Origin of the sequence: Thiocapsa imhoffii (genome assembly GCF_016583985.1) — a bacterium.
In the GTDB taxonomy this organism is placed as follows: Bacteria; Pseudomonadota; Gammaproteobacteria; order Chromatiales; family Chromatiaceae; genus Thiocapsa; species Thiocapsa imhoffii.
This window is the reverse complement of the sequence record NZ_NRSD01000028.1, coordinates 34,482-50,651: the sequence shown is the minus strand read 5'-3', so window position 1 is coordinate 50,651 and position 16,170 is coordinate 34,482. Positions and strand designations below refer to the sequence as shown.

23 protein-coding genes and 1 pseudogene are annotated in these 16,170 nt (G+C 62.6%); 9 read left to right on the top strand and 15 right to left on the bottom strand.

The genetic code is table 11. The features are described from left to right. Positions 1-246: 246 nt before the first annotated feature. Positions 247-561 (bottom strand): ATP-binding protein, encoded by a 315-nt coding sequence (locus CKO25_RS21685; RefSeq protein ID WP_338115173.1) that lies wholly within the window; start codon positions 559-561, stop codon positions 247-249. Position 562: 1 nt separating this feature from the next. Between CKO25_RS21685 and CKO25_RS18505 the strand changes: the two are divergent. Further along, positions 563-853 (top strand): annotated as a pseudogene (locus tag CKO25_RS18505) (ATP-binding protein); the annotation flags it as partial. Positions 854-1,050: 197 nt separating this feature from the next. On the opposite strand, the gene CKO25_RS18500 reads toward CKO25_RS18505, so the two are convergent. The 8 genes from CKO25_RS18500 to CKO25_RS18470 all read right to left on the bottom strand — a co-directional run bounded on the left by CKO25_RS18500 (position 1,051) and on the right by CKO25_RS18470 (position 6,825). Next, positions 1,051-1,479 (bottom strand): septal ring lytic transglycosylase RlpA family protein, encoded by a 429-nt coding sequence (locus tag CKO25_RS18500; RefSeq protein WP_200389426.1) that lies wholly within the window; start codon positions 1,477-1,479, stop codon positions 1,051-1,053. A gap of 608 nt (positions 1,480-2,087) precedes the next feature. Beyond that, a complete protein-coding gene (locus tag CKO25_RS18495) occupies positions 2,088-2,396 on the bottom strand; it encodes a hypothetical protein (protein ID WP_242467730.1) in 309 nt (102 codons plus the stop codon). A gap of 142 nt (positions 2,397-2,538) precedes the next feature. After that, positions 2,539-3,855, bottom strand: coding sequence for a DUF2254 domain-containing protein (locus CKO25_RS18490; protein ID WP_276569054.1), 1,317 nt, complete (start codon positions 3,853-3,855; stop codon positions 2,539-2,541). A gap of 79 nt (positions 3,856-3,934) precedes the next feature. After that, entirely contained in the window at positions 3,935-4,060 is a 126-nt protein-coding gene (locus CKO25_RS21680) for a hypothetical protein (protein WP_276569051.1), read from the bottom strand. Then, a complete protein-coding gene (locus CKO25_RS18485; RefSeq protein WP_242467728.1) occupies positions 4,057-4,458 on the bottom strand; it encodes an HPF/RaiA family ribosome-associated protein in 402 nt (133 codons plus the stop codon). The genes CKO25_RS21680 and CKO25_RS18485 overlap by 4 nt, the downstream gene beginning before the upstream one ends. A gap of 11 nt (positions 4,459-4,469) precedes the next feature. Further along, entirely contained in the window at positions 4,470-5,624 is a 1,155-nt protein-coding gene (locus CKO25_RS18480; protein WP_338115172.1) for a baeRF3 domain-containing protein, read from the bottom strand. Beyond that, positions 5,621-6,112 (bottom strand): AtpZ/AtpI family protein, encoded by a 492-nt coding sequence (locus tag CKO25_RS21675; RefSeq protein WP_276569050.1) that lies wholly within the window; start codon positions 6,110-6,112, stop codon positions 5,621-5,623. Before CKO25_RS21675 ends, CKO25_RS18480 begins: the two co-directional genes overlap by 4 nt. Positions 6,113-6,309: 197 nt before the next feature. Next, positions 6,310-6,825 (bottom strand): hypothetical protein, encoded by a 516-nt coding sequence (locus CKO25_RS18470; protein WP_200389423.1) that lies wholly within the window; start codon positions 6,823-6,825, stop codon positions 6,310-6,312. 137 nt (positions 6,826-6,962) lie between these two features. Between CKO25_RS18470 and CKO25_RS18465 the strand changes: the two genes are divergently transcribed. Further along, complete coding sequence (locus CKO25_RS18465) at positions 6,963-7,124, top strand: hypothetical protein (protein WP_200389422.1); 162 nt, start codon at positions 6,963-6,965, stop codon at positions 7,122-7,124. Positions 7,125-7,309: 185 nt separating this feature from the next. On the opposite strand, the gene CKO25_RS18460 is transcribed toward CKO25_RS18465, so the two are convergent. Beyond that, the gene (locus CKO25_RS18460) at positions 7,310-8,020 is read right to left on the bottom strand and encodes a DUF3581 family protein (protein WP_200389421.1); all 711 of its coding nucleotides are present in this window, start codon (positions 8,018-8,020) and stop codon (positions 7,310-7,312) included. A gap of 303 nt (positions 8,021-8,323) precedes the next feature. On the opposite strand from CKO25_RS18460, the gene CKO25_RS18455 reads away from it, so the two are divergent. Further along, positions 8,324-8,773, top strand: coding sequence for an HIT domain-containing protein (locus tag CKO25_RS18455; protein ID WP_200389420.1), 450 nt, complete (start codon positions 8,324-8,326; stop codon positions 8,771-8,773). Here CKO25_RS18455 and CKO25_RS18450 read toward each other — a convergent pair. The 3 genes from CKO25_RS18450 to CKO25_RS18440 are packed head-to-tail and all read right to left on the bottom strand — an operon-like array spanning position 8,752 to position 10,130. Then, positions 8,752-9,090, bottom strand: coding sequence for an ATP-binding protein (locus CKO25_RS18450; RefSeq protein ID WP_338115171.1), 339 nt, complete (start codon positions 9,088-9,090; stop codon positions 8,752-8,754). The genes CKO25_RS18455 and CKO25_RS18450 overlap by 22 nt on opposite strands. A 60-nt stretch (positions 9,091-9,150) precedes the next feature. After that, on the bottom strand, positions 9,151-9,774 hold the full coding sequence (locus tag CKO25_RS18445; RefSeq protein WP_242467727.1) for a response regulator transcription factor: 624 nt from the start codon (positions 9,772-9,774) through the stop codon (positions 9,151-9,153). Beyond that, positions 9,774-10,130: a PepSY domain-containing protein gene (locus tag CKO25_RS18440; RefSeq protein ID WP_338115170.1), complete on the bottom strand. Its 357-nt coding sequence runs from the start codon at positions 10,128-10,130 to the stop codon at positions 9,774-9,776. The genes CKO25_RS18445 and CKO25_RS18440 overlap by 1 nt, the downstream gene beginning before the upstream one ends. A 144-nt stretch (positions 10,131-10,274) precedes the next feature. Here CKO25_RS18440 and CKO25_RS18435 point away from each other — a divergent pair, with 144 nt between their 5' ends. The 5 genes from CKO25_RS18435 to CKO25_RS18415 all read left to right on the top strand — a co-directional run bounded on the left by CKO25_RS18435 (position 10,275) and on the right by CKO25_RS18415 (position 12,489). Then, the gene (locus CKO25_RS18435) at positions 10,275-10,889 is read left to right on the top strand and encodes a cytochrome b/b6 domain-containing protein (protein WP_200389418.1); all 615 of its coding nucleotides are present in this window, start codon (positions 10,275-10,277) and stop codon (positions 10,887-10,889) included. Positions 10,890-10,897: 8 nt separating this feature from the next. Next, positions 10,898-11,068: a DNA-binding protein gene (locus CKO25_RS18430; protein WP_200389417.1), complete on the top strand. Its 171-nt coding sequence runs from the start codon at positions 10,898-10,900 to the stop codon at positions 11,066-11,068. A gap of 251 nt (positions 11,069-11,319) precedes the next feature. After that, positions 11,320-11,781, top strand: a complete 462-nt coding sequence (locus CKO25_RS18425) for an ATP-binding protein (protein ID WP_242467726.1) — start codon at positions 11,320-11,322, stop codon at positions 11,779-11,781. Positions 11,782-12,055: 274 nt separating this feature from the next. Next, positions 12,056-12,304: a DUF4258 domain-containing protein gene (locus CKO25_RS18420; protein WP_200389416.1), complete on the top strand. Its 249-nt coding sequence runs from the start codon at positions 12,056-12,058 to the stop codon at positions 12,302-12,304. Continuing rightward, positions 12,301-12,489, top strand: coding sequence for a DUF2283 domain-containing protein (locus CKO25_RS18415; RefSeq protein ID WP_120796530.1), 189 nt, complete (start codon positions 12,301-12,303; stop codon positions 12,487-12,489). The genes CKO25_RS18420 and CKO25_RS18415 overlap by 4 nt, the downstream gene beginning before the upstream one ends. 222 nt (positions 12,490-12,711) lie before the next feature. Here the strand turns inward: CKO25_RS18415 and CKO25_RS18410 are convergent, their stop codons facing one another. Both CKO25_RS18410 and CKO25_RS18405 read right to left on the bottom strand, forming a co-directional pair. Further along, positions 12,712-13,263: a nucleotidyl transferase AbiEii/AbiGii toxin family protein gene (locus CKO25_RS18410; protein ID WP_200389415.1), complete on the bottom strand. Its 552-nt coding sequence runs from the start codon at positions 13,261-13,263 to the stop codon at positions 12,712-12,714. 55 nt (positions 13,264-13,318) lie between these two features. Beyond that, a complete protein-coding gene (locus tag CKO25_RS18405; RefSeq protein WP_200389414.1) occupies positions 13,319-13,810 on the bottom strand; it encodes a helix-turn-helix domain-containing protein in 492 nt (163 codons plus the stop codon). 398 nt (positions 13,811-14,208) lie between these two features. Between CKO25_RS18405 and CKO25_RS21855 the strand changes: the two genes are divergently transcribed. Further along, the gene (locus CKO25_RS21855; protein ID WP_338115169.1) at positions 14,209-16,167 is read left to right on the top strand and encodes an ATP-dependent nuclease; all 1,959 of its coding nucleotides are present in this window, start codon (positions 14,209-14,211) and stop codon (positions 16,165-16,167) included. Positions 16,168-16,170 lie beyond the last annotated feature (3 nt).

Here is a 16,170-nt window from a genome sequence, read left to right as displayed (position 1 = left end):
TGTCGTTTTGGGGATCACCACCCTCCCCCTTCCCGCCCCGTCTGTTCGGAACCGCTCCATTTTTTCATCTCCCCACGGCCACAGGCTCACTCTGTGAGCCTGTGCGGTCGGTATGCTCTGGAATCCTCGACCAGGACACATGGAGATGCCTGATGAACGACCGCGATGCCTCGACCCCGACGGACGTGACCCTGGAGACATTGCGGCACTGGTACGGCGATCAGACCCTGGCGGTGTTATGTTAGATCAATGGATGAAGGGGTGGGCGGTGTCTGCACCGTCAGAATATTGGTCGGATCGCTGAGAGTGGTCCCCAACGCGATGGGGCACCCTAAAAACGCAACAAGGAGTTGATTTCAGGAAGACGTGTGAGTGATGGATGAGATGGTAGACGATGGGCACGGCGACGTTCTCATCGCAGAAGAACTCGCCCCAGTTGGTGAAGTCCTTGTTAGTGGTAAGAAGCACCCAGCGATACTCGTAGAGACCGTTGATGAGCTGAAAGAGGTTGTAGAGGCCCTGGCGGTTCATCGGCAGATAGCTCAGCTCGTGGAGCTCCACATTAATCGACGAGCTGGGCTATCTCCCCCTGGAGCCTCATGCCGCGCACCTGTTCTTCCAGCTCGCCTCGCGCCGCTACGAGCGCGGGAGCCTTCTGGTGACCTCCAACCGCAGCGTCGGCGAATGGGGCGAGGTGTTCGGCGATCCAGTCATGGCGACCGCCATCCTCGACCGGCTGCTGCACCACAGCCACGTCGTCACCATCCGTGGGGAGAGTTACCGATTACGCGAGAAGCGCCGTGCCGGCCTGCTCGGGGGCGCGCGAGCGGCGCGGGCCGGGGCGGCGAACTGAGGGGAAACACAGATTCATGTCACCATGGGGGGCAATTCTTAGTGTCGCCAGGGGGTCAGGTGCCAAATTCGGGCGCACTAGGTCGTTAGCCCCGGACCAGCGCCGGGCTTCATAGTACGGCCTCCACAGTATGTCTTCCTATCGATGCCAAGGCCGTGTGTTGTCGCTCACGTGATTGCACCGGACTATTTCACTCTCTATCGAGAGGTGTTGTCGGAGTCCGTATGCGGCTGAGCCTGAGCCTCGATTCTGACCTGGGAAGTTCCGTCGTCTACCATGTCCAGCCGACTGGCCGCTGCGCGCGAAAGATCGATAACCCGATCCCCCTCGTAAGGCCCACGATCATTGATCCTGACCTCGACCTTCTTGTCGTTCTCGAGGTTGGTCACTTTGGCCGTGGTCCCCATCGGCAACGTTGGATGAGCAGCCGTCATCTTGTTCTGATCGAAGGTCTCGCCGCTCGCCGTTTCGTTGCCTTGAAATCCGGGGCCGTACCAGGACGCTTCGCCGACCTCCGCACTTCCTTTGCCGTGCTCGACCGACTCTTCCGAGTGACATCCGGTTAGCGCAAAGGCGGCAATCAGAACAAGTCGCGAGAATTGGGCAAGACGGGCGCGTTGAGACATTGAAGTTCCCGTTCTCGGTGATGATGGCCTCACCCCTCGTGAGGCGGGGTACCAGGCATGAAAGCAATTATCCCCTTGCGGTTTCACAGGCTCTGTGCGGCGGCGCACCTATCCGCTGTTGATTCTTAGGGGTATTTATTCTGGAAGAACAAGCAGGGGATCGTCCGGGGTGGGATCAACGGCGACATCCGACGGATCGCGAGTATCCGCCCCTTGGGTTGGCCAGTTCATCGTCGGTCTCGACGTTCAATTCGTCGCTACGAAACCATTGAGCGTTAGGGCCACACCACAACCGGCGATACACGGCCGTGATCCTCAGCAAGCGCGGCGTCTCGTGGAAAATTGCAGGGTCGGAGCGCCGATCGGATCCGGAACTACGGGGCGATGGGACTCGGCCGGAAGGCGCGCCAACCGAACCGCTCCGAAGGTAGGTCAACACGCGTTGCTGTCAGTCGAGCCGCCTCTCCTGGTGACTGTTCCGCCCCATTAGCGGTCACCCGATTCGAAAGGTCTGAAGTGGAAGGACGCGGCCGGATCCCGACGCTGGCGTTTCGCCGGCCGGAGTCCGCAGTTGCACGGATAGCCGACGCTCGCTCTACCCCTTGACCCTATGGCCTTGTTTCTTTCGTGCGCTTCTCGGAAATCGCCGTGTCGGACGTCACAGGCAAGAGATTTTCCGCATCCTTCAGTGGTCTTGCCTCTTGACCATTGATGAAGACGACGCCTTCCTCGACCCTGACTTGCGGGTCAGTGAACCAGTCGGTCGCGTTCAACACGGTTTGGAGTCGCTTGCGAATATCTTCGTCCTGCGTGACAGGAGTGACGTCAACCTTGGCGGCGACCGCGGAAAGCTCCTCCTTGGTGGGGGTGATAGGTTTCTGCGGTGCTCCTCCATGGTCGAGCGGTTCCTGCGCCATGACCGAGTCGATGAACCCGCAGCACATCGATCCGAGCAAGATCGCCCGCACCCATGGTTTGACCCGGCGGCACAGCCATCTTCGCATTTGTTATGACAATCGGTCGTGATTTGGAACGGCATGGGGTGCTCCTCGCCCTGATTCAGGTTTGGTCTGTCCGGACAAACGACACGGGCCCCGCGAACAGGGCTTCGCGCACCCGCATCACCCGTTTCGCGAGCCGGTCGCGGTCACGCGGCGACGCGATGCGGCGCTCGGCCGCCTCGGCGATCTCCTCGACTTTTTGCTCGAGAACCAGCCGCCGGTATTGGCTTCTGGTCATACCGGCGATGGTTTCCAGCGCGCCAAGCAGCCGTAACAGAACGGCGACATTCCCTTCGGCATTCTGCCGAATCTGCTCGAAGCCTTCGCCCAACAGGCCCTCGAAGCTCGGACCGCGGGCCATCACGCGCAACACTCCCTGATCCCGCCAATGCGGCGCGGCAATCCGGCGCGTCGCCAATTGGGCCAGGATCGCCGTCAACTGATCCACGCACATCACCGCGGTCGTGGTGTCATTAATGCCGGGCGACAGGGCCTTCATGGCAATGTCGACAATCTGGCGGATGCCGAAGGCGACATCCTGCTCCACTGTGCGCTGGCGCGCGATGACATAGATCGCGTTCAGTCTGGCCGTGGTCGCGTCGTCCAGGTCGCCCGGATCGAGCAGCGAGACCAGTGGCGTGCCCGCCACAACGAAATCCCCGATGCCATGCTCCATTCGCAGGAGCGTCTCCAGTGTTCGGGCGACATCCAGCAGCGCGTCGGCGTCGAGCGTTTCGACGTAGCCGGTCTTGCTGGCCGGAACGGCCAGCCAGGTCTGGCTGGCGATCGCGCTCGCCAGGGTGTCGTCCGCGCCCTCGTCGTCATCCTCTCCCAATACCTCCGGAAACAGGTGATCCACGGCCGCGAGCGTCTCCTGCGCGACCGTGGCCACGATGCTCGACGCCTGGATGCTGGTCGCAATGTGATGGATGAAGTGGATCAGCACCGCAATGCCGACGAAGGCGAGCAGCAGTCCGGCCAGCACCGCCAGCGCCGGGACGAAGGCCCCCTCGTCACCCCCGCGAATCGTCCGCAGAACCACCAGGCAATAGGCGAAGATGCCGAGGAAGACGCCGAGCACCCATTGGTTGATGCGATCGCGCATAAAGTTGCGAATGACGCGCGAACTGTACTGGCTGGAAGTCAGAGAGAGGGCCACGAGGGTGATTGAGAACACCACGCCGGCCACCGTGATCATGGAGCTGGCAACGGTCGTGAGCAGCCCACGGGCCCCGTCCGCGCTGGCACCGAAGAGCAGTGGCCAGTGCGCCGCCAGATGCAGATCGACACGCGCGTCCAGGGTGATCAGGAGGATCGCCAGCACCACGGCATTCAGCACCATCAGGGCGGGGACGAACCAGAAGCTCGATCGCATTGCTTGCCAGTCATGACGGAGTGTCGTGATCATGCTCGGAGATTCTCCCGTGATGCGGCGGGTTCGTGGGTGTGCCTATTCAAGGCTCGTACTGGACGATGCTCGACACGGCCAGCGATTTCGTGGTGTGGACGACGGCTTGGAGATCATCACCGGCGCTCCCGATCTTGTGGCGCAGGCTGGCGGTGGTGTCGGTGTCGCTCATGGCTCGTCCGGCGACGTCGCTTCGTCCGGGAGTGCATCGGCTTGCTGAAGGCGCTGGCGCTGAGCGCGCTGCCGACCGAGAATACTCTCGATGGCGCTGGTCAATTTCTCGGCGGCGCCGTTGACGGCCTGCTCCATGGTCGCGGCCTGATGGGTGATGGCAATCGGCTGGCGGCCTTCCAGACGGGCTTCCATCATGCATCGCATGTCGTGCGGGCCGCTTCTGTCGGCGCTCTCATCGCTGAGATGGATCTCCACGCGCGTGATGTGATCGCTGAATCGACTTAAGGCATCCTCCACTGTGTCACGCAGTGGCGCCTCCATCGTCTCATCGATTTCGATATTGCGGTCGGTGTTGATCTGGATTCGCATGGTTTGCGCCTTAGGGTTGGGTTGCATTAACGATCGGCTCAGAACCGGAAAACCGCCGCGACGCCGGTCTGCGTCGGCAGGCACTGAGATGGCATGACCACAACCCGGCCACCGGCCGCAGCGACGATCTCGCCTAGGTCGTCGAGCAGGTCATCGACTTCCGGGTGGCTCAATCCAGCGGATTCGATCCGGCCTGTTGTGCTGTCGAGCCGGCCGGCCAGTTGACGGTCGGCCTCGATCAGCAGCGTCGCGACCCGTCCATTGATGGCCGCTTCGGCCACCTGGGCCAGGTCGTCGCTGCCCAGTTGCTTGGCCCTGGCTTGTTCGAATGCCTCGACCAGCGTGGTCAGTCGCGCCCGATACTCGGGTTCAACGGTCTGCCAGGCGAGCACCCGGAACTCATCGAGCGGCAGCGCGGCCGTGTTGAGCGTGATGCCATCGGCCACCAGAAACGGGTTGTGGCTGACGGTGTGAAAGAGATGGTGATGCTCGGGCAAAGCCGCCAGGATCAGAGGCAAACCCGAAGGGTTGGAGTGCTGTTCCAGCACCGCACGGTCGACGGCACGGAAGTATTTCTCGGCGTCCAGGTCGACTTCGTCCTTTTTACCGCCCGTGCTGTGATGCATGGGCAGGTGTCCCTGGCCGACGCCACCATGAGAAGAGACCGTCTGGTGCGGATCGGTCAATTCCCAGCCCAGAGCGTCCTCGATGGTGCGAGGCACGCTTGGCGCGGGTTCGATCTCATCAAGCGCATCGCGGTTGCCCTCGAACAGGCGAATGCGGTGGCGCGATAATTCAAGAACCTGGTAACGATCCAGCGATTGCAACATGCGTCGCAAGGGCTTGGTATGAAAACTGTCGGCGACGACGACCCGTTCGTCGACCGGCCGTTGCAGCAGGAACACGCGCAACAGGCCCGACCCGCTCAGCACGGCCAGTCCATCGAGCGTATGGTCCCAAAAGGCTTGATCCCGGGCGAGCGCTTCAAAGGGTTCCAAAAGCGGCTTGGCCTCGGCGGGCGAATGTTTCTCCAGCAGCGATGCCGCCAACTGCTTGACCAGATTGCCGAAGCGGATGGGATCCTGCTGGTTGTCCGGATGGTGTCGGTGCGTCGGCTGGTAGAGCGAGAGACACGGCGGTTGTTGCGCCGAAACCAATTCGGCCAGCGATTCGGGGGTCAGCAGATTCATCATACGTCCTCTTGGGTGTGGCGTCGGGCTTGAGGCCCGCTTTGGACAGGAAGTCTTCGAGTGCAGCGTGGCCAATCTCGACGATGCTTGCGCGGTCTTGGTCGCTTAACTTGTCGGCGCCATCGAAGCACGCGCTCACTTCGTCTGGAATGTTCGCCGCCGCCTCCTGCAACCGCCCGTTCTTCCTTGGTGACCGAGTTCCAGGCATTGAAGCAGCCCAGCGTGAGCCCAGCCACCAGCAGCGCCAGCGTCCAGGAATGGGAGGCGGGATAGTGTGCGTCGAGCCAGAGCCCCAGCGCCGCGCCGAGCAGCGTCGGCACCACCACCGACCAGCCGATCAGCCCTATCATGCCGAGGCCGAACCAGACTCCCGGCGTGGGATCGCGCCGTACCTTGAGATACCCCAGACGCGAGGGCATCTGCCCCACGCCCGCCCCGCCGAACAGGCCCGCCTTGCCGCCGCGCTTTCCAGGGCCGTACCCGTTCATCATGCCCGGACCCATGCCGTAGCCCTGACCGTTCGCGCCTTGAGGCGGTTGGGCGAGTTTGATGCCTGTCTCTGAAGCGTGCGAGAACGCTTATCTGAGAGCGTCCGACTAAACCATTGCCACACTCTGCCACTATAGGCGCAGTAGTGATGGCTATCGGTATGCTGTCGCACATAAGCGCCTTGGCGGAGGCCGATGGATCAATCGCAGCGCACAAAGAACGGATTCGCGAGCGCCTCGCGACATTGGTCACCGGTCCTGACTCGCGCAGCAGGGTCCGTCCCCTTGTCCAACTTGCCCTCCGCCATGTCGCGTAACTGATGTGCCAGACCACAGGGTTGCGACGTCGCGCAGCGGTTATCCTCGCCGCAGACCTGTTTGACCAAATCGTCACAAGCCGGTGTCGCGAGCCGTGATTTCTCTTCGGGTGAACGCATCCAGGTCTCCAGCATCTGCTGGGTGGGCAGCACGATGCCATGGCGGACGATCACCACCGAGCCATCCTGGAGTTGGTGCACGCCATCCCACAAGGGCTCCACCCTGTCTCCTTGTCGATGCCAGGCCCGATGCGTGGCCGCATCCACCTCGACATGCGAACCATCCGACAAGGTACCCTGCCAGTCGGCGGCCATGACCGGGGCAAGGGGCAGCCAACTCAGCAACACCCAGTAGAACCGCAATGGCACAGTGAGTCTTTCGCAATTGATAGTTTTCACAAGGACATAGCTCCAGTAATTCGCGATGCGGTTTGAGAGGCACACACCGCTGACCGTCCACGCATGAAGGTGGCCCCGCCCATGCGAGCCACGCGGGTCTGGATCCCAAACTGCGGCAGCAGATGATTGACGAGTGAGTGCGTGCAGCCTTAGAGCGTGAGGTCGGCCAGCAACTCATCGCCTGGGCGCAACAAGGTCCAGAGGTCACTGCCTTCGTCCATGTCCGCTTCGGCAGTGATGACCCCGTCCTGGAACAGTCCTTCGAGCAAGAGGTGCGGAAGATCCCGCAGATCCTCTGATAGGCGATTGCCGGACCCTGGTCAAGCCAATGCCCAACGAGCCAGCCCAACAGAGCGGTTTGAGTCTTGCCAGATCGCGGCCGGCCGGCGCCCGTGCATGCAATGGTTAGCCTGTGGGGCTCTGGGACTTGGCCGACGCCGGCAGCCGCAACAACCGTTCGCTGCGCCAGACACGCACAATGCGCTCAGACGCCAGCGAGATAGGCTGCCTTCCACCCGGCATAGCGCTCGACCAATCCCCGTAACGCCGCGGGCTCATAGGGCCGCAAGCCGCTCAGGATGAGGGTCTTCGCGCCTTGCCCAACCGCCTCCCCGGCGACCGTCAGGCGGAACCCGAGGCGGGCCTCGCCGCGCTTGCCCTTCACCTCCAGCTCGGTCGATTCCAGTGCAATGTCCAGGTCGCGGCAGTCCAATCGGTCCAGCTCGAACGACATCCGGTCATAGATCACCAGGGGCCGATCCGGGTTGATCATGACACCCTGCTGTTCCATGAGCGGCACCAGGATGTGCGGAAAGTTCTGGCCCGAAAAGGCCACGTAGCGGCGCACCAGCGATTCAGTCAAGCTCACATCCCGGGTCACTTGCCCCGAACGCTCGACCTCAAGACAGGGCTTGCCGTCGGCCGTCTCGACCACGACCTCGGCACCGCTCTCAATCACCTTCAATGCGGTATCCGCTCCGACCATTCCGGTGAAGCGAAAGGTCATCCGACTCGCCAGTCCACATCCGGCGAGGACAAGCGCAAAGAGGAGATCGCCAGGGACACAGAAGCGTGGATTCGTGACATCGTGGATTGGATTGAAGTCACCCGCGACCGCCTTGGCGAAGACGCTGCCTTGCGACGCGGAGATGCGGAGCGTGCCGTCTTCGGCCGCGTGGAAAGGATCGAGAAACATGGCTCAATGCTCCGAGATGTGGGAGGCCAGACGACCCTACCCTGAATACGACATCGGTCGCCGCCGAGGCGCGCGAGCAATGTCGACTTTGTCGAGGACGTCACGGCGGCCAGCACCACGCTACAGGTCTCCGAGACCCTGCGCCAGAGTCCGATTCTCAAGGCATTGGTCGATCAAGGCGAGATGAAGGATTGTCGGGCGGGGAGTGGACAGCGGCCGGGATGCGCTTCATGGTGATCTTCTCCAAGCACGGCGGATGCGGCATGATGCCGCACCACCCCTTGATCCATCGTGCGGGCGTCCATGACTCGCTTCATCCTCCACCCCCAGCTGCGCGCCGATTGCCATCAGATCGGACCCCTCACTGCGACCCATCTGCTGTTGCATCGCAATGCCGCGCTCCCCTGGTTCATCCTGGTCCCCGAGACCGATCTGGCTAATCTACTCGACCTGCCGAGCGTCCAGCGCGAGGCGGTGCTCGCCGATTGCAAGCGGATCTCGGACCACCTGAGCGGGACGCTGGGCTATCCCAGGGTCAACGTCGCCTGGATCGGCAACTTGGTCCCGCAGCTGCACATCCATGTCATCGGCCGGCGACCGGGTGACCCCTGCTGGCCGCAACCGGTGTGGGGCCATCTCGAGGTCGTCGCGGCCTACTCCCCGGAGGAGATCGAGCGCTTCCGCCTAGACCTGTCTTCACACGGTAGGGTCGGTGGTTCGATCTTACCTCTCTACGGGCTCTTTCCGGACTGATCCATCGGCAGATGAACCCACACTGCAAGCCCACCTTGGCTTGCACGCTCAAAAACCAGCGCCCCGCCATAAGCATCCACCACGTCCCGGGCGATGGCAAGTCCCAGGCCACTGCCTTCTCTGCGCTCGTCGAGACGCAGGCCGCGCTCGCCCAGTCTCGCCGTCTGCTCTGTTGTTACACCGGGACCGTCGTCCTCAATGCCGATCCGGACACGATCATCAGCGGTCACCCGAATGTCCACCCCGGTCCGCGCCCATTTGGCCGCGTTCTCGAGCAGGTTGCCCAGCAACTCCAGCAGGTCGTCGGCGAAGACCACGGTTCGGACCTGCTCGGGCGCAACCAGCCGCCAGGCTAGCCGCGCGCCCTCCGGGGTACGTTAGATGGTTGCGAGCATGTCGGCGCCGACCAGCGGCATGACCTCGTCCGGGTAAGCCTTGGCGAGCCGCTGGACCCTGCCGGTGCGAATCTCGCGCTCGGTGATCTCAAGCTGGGAGACGACGCGCCCGGCGTGCTGCATCAGATAACTGACGAGTCGGTATTCCTGCGGGGAAAAATGGATCGGGACGCCCTCGACCGTCACGGCCATCCGGCGGGTATCGAGTACGAGCGGGCCGTTGACGAGCACGGCGCTGGCTTGGCCCGCAGACCGGCGCACCAGGGCACGCAGACGCGCCAAAAGCTCCTCCATCCGGAAGGGCTTGGGCAGATAGTCGTCGGCACCGGCGTCGATGCCCTCGACTCGCTCGCTCCAATCACCCCGAGCGGTGAGGATCAGCACCGGAAAGCGTTGCCCGTTCGCCCGCCATTTACGCAGGATCGAGAGCCCGTCCATGCTCGGCAGCCCAAGATCCAGGATCGCCGCCGCGTAGCGCTCGGTATCGCCCTTAAACCAGGCGAACTCGCCGTCGGCCTCGTGATCGACGACGAAACCCGCTCCCGTCAGCGCGGCGATCAAGCCCTCGGCGAGCCGGACATCGTCCTCGACTAGGAGCAGGCGCATCAGTCCTCCCCCACCGTGAGGATCTCGGCCGTCGTGGCATCGACCAGTACCTCCAGCAGTCGGCCGTCCGGCGCGATGAGCTTGATCTCGTAGACCCAGAGTCGCTTGCCGAGCCACGTCTCACGTTCGAGCTCCACCTCGATGACCTCCCCCGGGACCGCGTCCGCGACCCGTCGCAGGATCTCGGCGATCGGCTGGACCTCGCCCTGCTGCAGGGCGTGCCGGGCCCGGTCGTGATCATGACGCGCCACGCCAGTGCCTGCCTGCTCGCGGGAATCCGTGAGCGACGAGGCCGGGGCCAGAGCGAACGCCACGAGGGCGGCCAAAAGTCGACGACGGAATGACTGGGTGTGCATGGATCCCATTATGGACCGACCCAAGCTGACCGTTTGCTGACAAGGGCGCACAGGGTTTCGTCAGGCTCGCCCCCGTACTCTGCATCCAAGCCGCGATCGATCGCGGCCGAGCCATCCTCAACGCAGAGATCAGGAGAGCATCAGATGAGCACCGAAACCATGGTCGCACCGGCGATCACCCAGGCGGATCGCCCGGAACGCATCCGCGTCTGGGATCCTCTCGTCCGAATCTTCCACTGGGCGCTGGTCGGCGGATTCGCCACCGCCTTTATCGTCGAGGACGACCTCCTCGGCGTGCATGTCTGGGCCGGCTACTTGGTCTTGGCCCTGATCGCCATACGCCTAGTCTGGGGCCTGATCGGCACCCGACATGCCCGTTTCAGCGATTTCGTGCGCAAGCCGAGCGACGTCCTGGCCTATATCCGGGACGCCCTGCGGCTGCGCGCCCCACGCTATCTTGGCCACAACCCGGCCGGGGGCGCCATGGTCATCGCCCTGATGATCACGGTCGTGCTGACTGGACTGAGCGGGCTGGCGGTCTACGGCACGGAAGAGCTCTCCGGTCCGCTGGCACCGCTGATGAGCGCCCTGCCCGGCTCCTGGGGCCATTTTTTCGAGGAGGTTCACGAGCTCATGGCCTATCTTACGCTCGGACTCATCGTTGCCCATGTCGCCGGTGTCATCTTCTCCAGCCTGTCGCATCGGGAAAACCTGATCGGCGGCATGATCACCGGATTGAAGCGGAAGGACATTCAATGAAGCGCGACATGAAACCGATTCTCGCCATTCTGATCCTGGAACCCCTCATCGGCAAGAGCAACCGGGTCTACGAAATCCTCAATCGCAAACGGCCGTTGACGCTGCCCATGATTCGCAGGCTGCACCGGCACCTCGGCATTCCCGCCGAGGTGCTGATCGCGGAGACGGTGACCAGGTGATCCTGTACGCAGCGGCAGAACGGATGACCGAAGGTTAACCTTGGAACGCCGCGGCTCGCGGCATACAACCCACCCGCGTTCACCTCCTCGCTCGATTTGAACTCCAGTTCAGCGCCAATTCAGTTTCGGGAACGAGACTGCATCCGGGTCGAAGACGACACCTGGATCGCCTTCGACCGAGTCGGCTCGCTCCGCCTCAATGGGAAGACGAGCCGCAAAGACCACTCATCCAACCCAAGGGGACCAGACTCATGCAGAGACCACGGCTGACGGCAATCACCGTCGCGATTGGACTCCTGTCTGTCACGGGCGGTGCCATCGCCGGTGCCGGCGGGGCCGGACTGCGCTTCGACCCGGACGAAGAGCTGCCGACCCTCGCTCGACTCCTCGGCCGCATTCATGCCCCGAAGCTGTTCGGAAACCTGCTCGACAATGCCTGCAAATGGGCCAACACCCAGGTGCGGTGCAGCCTACTGACGGAGGGCAAGACCCTGGTCTTCAAGGTCGAAGACGACGGGCCCGGCTGCTCCGACACCGAGATCGCCGACATCACCGGTCGAGGGGTCCGACTCGACGAGGAGGTCAGCGGCCACGGACTCGGCCTGGTGATCGCCAAGGAGATCGTCGAGAGCTATCGGGGGCGCATCGCCTTCGGACGCTCGTCCGCGCTCGGCGGGTTGCGTGCGAAGGTCAGGCTGCCGGTGAGTGAATGAGGCCTCGACGGCGCGACAATTCCGTCGACGCAGCCGACCGACGTCGGATACCCAACGGCCATTGCGACCCTGAGCCATGGAGCAACCTGAGTCCAACGTCGTTGGATCAAAACTTGCGTACTCATCTCTACCGAGCACGCTGCGGTCGAACGATCTAAACTGATTCATTAGGCCGATGCGTGACTGCAAGATTCGACCCCCATTTTCGTTATCATGTCGGCGCGGAGCAGATTCTCTCAGCCGCGCATCAGAAGCGTCAGGATCAGGACTGGCAATGGATTTCATCCTCACCGACCATGCGAACAAGCGTTGCCTCAAGCGCCGGATTCAGGTCGACTGGATTCGACAGGCATTGCAACACCCTGCGCGCATTGAGAGCGACGCGGAAGACGACAGTTTGGTGCATGTCCTTTATCCCGTTCCCGAGCGGGTCTTTCGGATTTTACGCGTGATTTATAACGAGACCGTCGATCCAGTGTCCATCGTGACGGCATACTTTGACGACGAGGTGACCGATCTATGAAGCTCGAATTCGATCCCGCGGCGGATGCCGCCTATTTCGAGATCTCCCCGGCGGAAGTCGCAACGACCAAAGCAATCGAGCCAGGGATCATCGCTGACTATGACGCCGACGGGCACTTAGTTGGGATCGAAATCCTGTCCGTGAGCAAGCGTGCTCGACCGCAACCTTTGGACCAGGTCGCCTAGATGGGCCGGTCGGCCGAGGTTCATGATCTGGTTGTCCCAACGCAACGCGAAGCACGAGTGAGAAAAAAGGGTCGGGGAAAAGCGACCGGTTTCGAGAGCACATCGAGGCGGCGCTGGAAAAATGCTTCGGGAGGACGCTGCGGGGACGGCCAAAAAACCGGTCCACACACCGCAGGAAACGCCTGACGCAAACGGCCAGCAGAGCAGCTTCAAGGACTCTGATCATATCGGCAAAGGGCTCCGACCCTTTTTCGCCTTTTCGAGATCCTGCAGGATGGACCCCCCGTAGGCGTGCTCCGCCTTCGCGAGCGCTTCTCGCAGTAGGCCCAGGTGTGGGCTCATCATTGCCAAATCGATCAGATCGCGGCCGAAGGCGGCATCGTCGGCCCAGCGATCGGAGTTGGCCAGAAGCTTGCCGGTGACCATGTCTAGCGGAGTCAAGGTCGCAATGCCGCAGACCTCGTCGCTCGGGGTCGGCGCGGCCAACTCCATGCGCCCTTCCAAGACGATCTCGAATTTGATCGGCGCCTCCCCGACCAGCAGCGCTGTCCTGATGCCGTACTGATCGGCCCGCAACGCTCGCGCTTCCTTCAAAGGTATCGCGTCTCGACGACCAATCGCCGCGATGCCGCGAGGTCCGGTGAGCAATTGGCGCAAGGTGCGATAGCCGGCGAGATCCGAAACCGTGAAATGGATGGCGACCGACTCGCGATACTCTCCGTGACGCAGCGCGATCAGGGTGCCTCCCCCGAACAGGCACTTGTTCTCTCTCAACAGAGGTCCGTCGAGCGCGGACAATACCTATGCGACGCTTTGGTGATGGGGCCGCTCAAACAAGGCTGTGCGGCTCCCCAAGCGCACGGCATAGCGCATCGATCAGTTCCCGCTCGCGTGGCTCCAAGGCGTCGAGGTCCAGATGGCGCCGGTTTCGCTCGTAGATCCCCAGTGCCTCGACGGGCGTCAAAGCGTCCGTTCCATGAATTTGCCAAGCCAGGCGCTTGAGTTGCGGATAGTCATGGAGCCGAATGCGAACCGGAATCCAGCCTGGTTTCGCGTGGTCACCGACGGCGGCGGCCGGTTGATCCGGCGCGAGGATGCCGAAATCCAGACCCAACGTCACGATGGCGTTCAGATAGGCACCGATCGTAACCGCAGGCTCGCCTTTTTCGATTCGATGCAGCGTGACCCGCGACATCCCGGCAGCCTCGGCCGCTACCGTGGCACTCACGCCGAGCGCTTTGCGGCGCACACGAATCTGCTCGCCAAGCACCTTGAGATTAGCGGTCGCAGCAGCGCTGGTTACGGGAGGTCGAGCGGGCATAATGTTTCCCATTCTAGGCAAAGATGCCCTACTGTCAAGAATGAGAAACGCTTTGATGACCCGGAGGGCTTGCGAATCCCCGCATATCTCGGGCGCTTTGGTTCGCACGCGAGATGGACGCGGACGTGTGTCGGGGTCGCCCATCTCCTCCGCCATCCGCGCCAGGTACCGGGACGGTTGACCGAATTCCCTTCTCGGTCTCGGCATGCGGCCGGGGAGCAAGGAAACATTCCGCGCCAACACTTGAGGCTCGCGTGCTGAGTTAATAGATCCCCTTCTTCTCTTCTTCCTCTCGGGCGAACTCGGGAATTAAGTAAACTGTCCCCGGATCTGGCAGACATAGCCACGCGAGCGAACAGCGCGGCAGAATAAGAAGAACCTCGGGCTGGGAGGCGGCAGTGTACATTTCAGAAATCTACGCGAGCGGCTTCCGGTGTTTCGATCCGACTGCCCCGTTGCAGTTGAAGCTCTCGCCTGGTCTCAATATCCTCGTGGGGCCAAACGACGCCGGCAAGAGCGCGATCATCGATGCTGCCCGCTATGTCCTATGGACACGCGGCGACGATTACATCCGCCCCGACGAACACGACTTCCATGTCGGCGGGGACGGCATCCGTGGATGCGACTTCCTCGTTCGCTGCACCTTCGACAACCTCAGCCCGGACGAAGAAGCCCGCTTTCTCGAATGGTGCACCAACGAAAAGGGAAACCTTCGCCTGCACGTTTGCATGCGCGGCGCCCGGCGTGTCTCACCAGGCGGCGGCAACGTCATCTCCAGCCAGCACCGCGCTGGTGCCGAGGGCGAAGGCCTGCCGCTCGACGGCGAGCTGCGCGAGTATTTGAAGGCCACCTATCTCAAGCCTCTGCGGGACGCCGAGCGCGAGATGCGCGCGGGCCGCCGATCGCGCCTGTCGCGCATTCTCGGCGCCATGCCCACGATGGGATCCCAGAGCAAGCCGGCGGCCCCGGGCGCCAACGCGACACTCCACGACACGCTGGCTGCCGCGGACACGGCGGTCCGCTCGAACACCGTCGTAGGAGGCGTCGCCAGCAGCGTGAACACCGATTTTCTCGACAAACTGTCGTTCATGGATGATCGCCTCGTGGCGACACTGGACCTAGGCGCGGGCGGGTCATTCGATCAGATCCTCGAACGGTTTGAGCTCTACCTCAACGCCAGGGCAGGTACCGAGCGCGTACAGCGCGGGTTGGGCTACAACAACCTGCTATTCATGGCGGCTGAGCTGCTGTTGCTTCAGTCGCATCCCGATCAGATCCCGTTCCTGCTGATTGAGGAGCCGGAAGCGCATCTACATCCTCAGCACCAGACGCTGTTCATGGAGGTGCTCGCAGCCCGCGCTGCCAAACCAGATCCCGAAAAAGGAGAGACCCATCAGCAGGTGCAGGTCCTGCTCACGACTCATAGTCCGCAGCTCGCGGCCGGTGCCGAGCTTGAGACCATGACGCTGATCGTCGGTCACCGCGCCTTTCCGCTGGGCATGGCCCATACCCGGCTCGAAGCGGACGACTATGAGTTCCTTCGTCGGTTCCTCGACGCAACCAAAGCCAACCTGTTCTTCGCCCGCGCGCTGATTGTGGTCGAGGGCGACGGGGAGCACTTGTTGCTGCCCGCGATCGCCGAGAAGCTTGGACTCCCACTCAGCGGCCACGGCGTGTCGATCGTCAATGTTGGCCACCGCGGTCTGTTCCGATACAGCCGGATTCTGCAGCGTAAAGCTGGGAACGCGATCGCGGTGCCCGTGGCACTGATCCCCGATAGGGACATCCCGCCGCCCGAGGCGAAAGACCTCGTCGGCGACCGCAAGACGGAGAACGAGCTGACCCCAGATGAGATCGCAGCACGACTGAAGACCCTGCGGCGCGACGTCGGGGACCCCGTCGACGCTTTCATCGCCGATTGCTGGACGCTCGAGTTCGATCTCGCGCTCCGGCCCGAGCTTGCCGAGAGCGTTCACCAGGCGGTTCAGCTCGCAAAGACAAGCAGTCGCAAGCCCGAGCGACTTGCGAAGATCTTGGAGACGGCCAGCGCGACCTACGCAGGCTGGAAAGAGGCTGGGCTCTCTGCGACCGAGATCGCCGTCAAGATCTACAAACCTGTCCATGACAAAGAGGCTTCTAAGGCCGCGGTCGCTGAGCAACTTGCCGCGATACTTCGTAAACGCTCAGATACGCCGGAGCAGATGCGCGATCGGCTCCCGCCCTATCTGGTGCGAGCGATCGACTACGTGACGGGTGGCTATATCCCCGGTGCGCCGGCGCTCGCTCCCGAGCCGGAGGCGGAAGTCGAAGAGATCGGGGTCGCCGGGATGGAAGACGCGGCCGCGGCGGAGGTGTAGCGC

Excerpts from the sequence above, each read along its gene's own strand:
- CKO25_RS18500 (WP_200389426.1), bottom strand. The coding sequence starts at position 1,479 with ATGTCTCAACGCGCCCGTCTTGCCCAATTCTCGCGACTTGTTCTGATT.
- CKO25_RS18495 (WP_242467730.1), bottom strand. The coding sequence starts at position 2,396 with ATGGCGCAGGAACCGCTCGACCATGGAGGAGCACCGCAGAAACCTATC.
- CKO25_RS18490 (WP_276569054.1), bottom strand. The coding sequence starts at position 3,855 with ATGCGATCGAGCTTCTGGTTCGTCCCCGCCCTGATGGTGCTGAATGCC.
- CKO25_RS21680 (WP_276569051.1), bottom strand. The coding sequence starts at position 4,060 with ATGAGCGACACCGACACCACCGCCAGCCTGCGCCACAAGATCGGGAGC.
- CKO25_RS18485 (WP_242467728.1), bottom strand. The coding sequence starts at position 4,458 with ATGCAACCCAACCCTAAGGCGCAAACCATGCGAATCCAGATCAACACC.
- CKO25_RS18480 (WP_338115172.1), bottom strand. The coding sequence starts at position 5,624 with ATGATGAATCTGCTGACCCCCGAATCGCTGGCCGAATTGGTTTCGGCG.
- CKO25_RS21675 (WP_276569050.1), bottom strand. The coding sequence starts at position 6,112 with ATGATGAACGGGTACGGCCCTGGAAAGCGCGGCGGCAAGGCGGGCCTG.
- CKO25_RS18460 (WP_200389421.1), bottom strand. The coding sequence starts at position 8,020 with ATGTTTCTCGATCCTTTCCACGCGGCCGAAGACGGCACGCTCCGCATC.
- CKO25_RS18455 (WP_200389420.1), top strand. The coding sequence starts at position 8,324 with ATGACTCGCTTCATCCTCCACCCCCAGCTGCGCGCCGATTGCCATCAG.
- CKO25_RS18445 (WP_242467727.1), bottom strand. The coding sequence starts at position 9,774 with ATGCGCCTGCTCCTAGTCGAGGACGATGTCCGGCTCGCCGAGGGCTTG.
- CKO25_RS18440 (WP_338115170.1), bottom strand. The coding sequence starts at position 10,130 with ATGCACACCCAGTCATTCCGTCGTCGACTTTTGGCCGCCCTCGTGGCG.
- CKO25_RS18435 (WP_200389418.1), top strand. The coding sequence starts at position 10,275 with ATGAGCACCGAAACCATGGTCGCACCGGCGATCACCCAGGCGGATCGC.
- CKO25_RS18430 (WP_200389417.1), top strand. The coding sequence starts at position 10,898 with ATGAAACCGATTCTCGCCATTCTGATCCTGGAACCCCTCATCGGCAAG.
- CKO25_RS18425 (WP_242467726.1), top strand. The coding sequence starts at position 11,320 with ATGCAGAGACCACGGCTGACGGCAATCACCGTCGCGATTGGACTCCTG.
- CKO25_RS18420 (WP_200389416.1), top strand. The coding sequence starts at position 12,056 with ATGGATTTCATCCTCACCGACCATGCGAACAAGCGTTGCCTCAAGCGC.
- CKO25_RS18415 (WP_120796530.1), top strand. The coding sequence starts at position 12,301 with ATGAAGCTCGAATTCGATCCCGCGGCGGATGCCGCCTATTTCGAGATC.
- CKO25_RS18405 (WP_200389414.1), bottom strand. The coding sequence starts at position 13,810 with ATGCCCGCTCGACCTCCCGTAACCAGCGCTGCTGCGACCGCTAATCTC.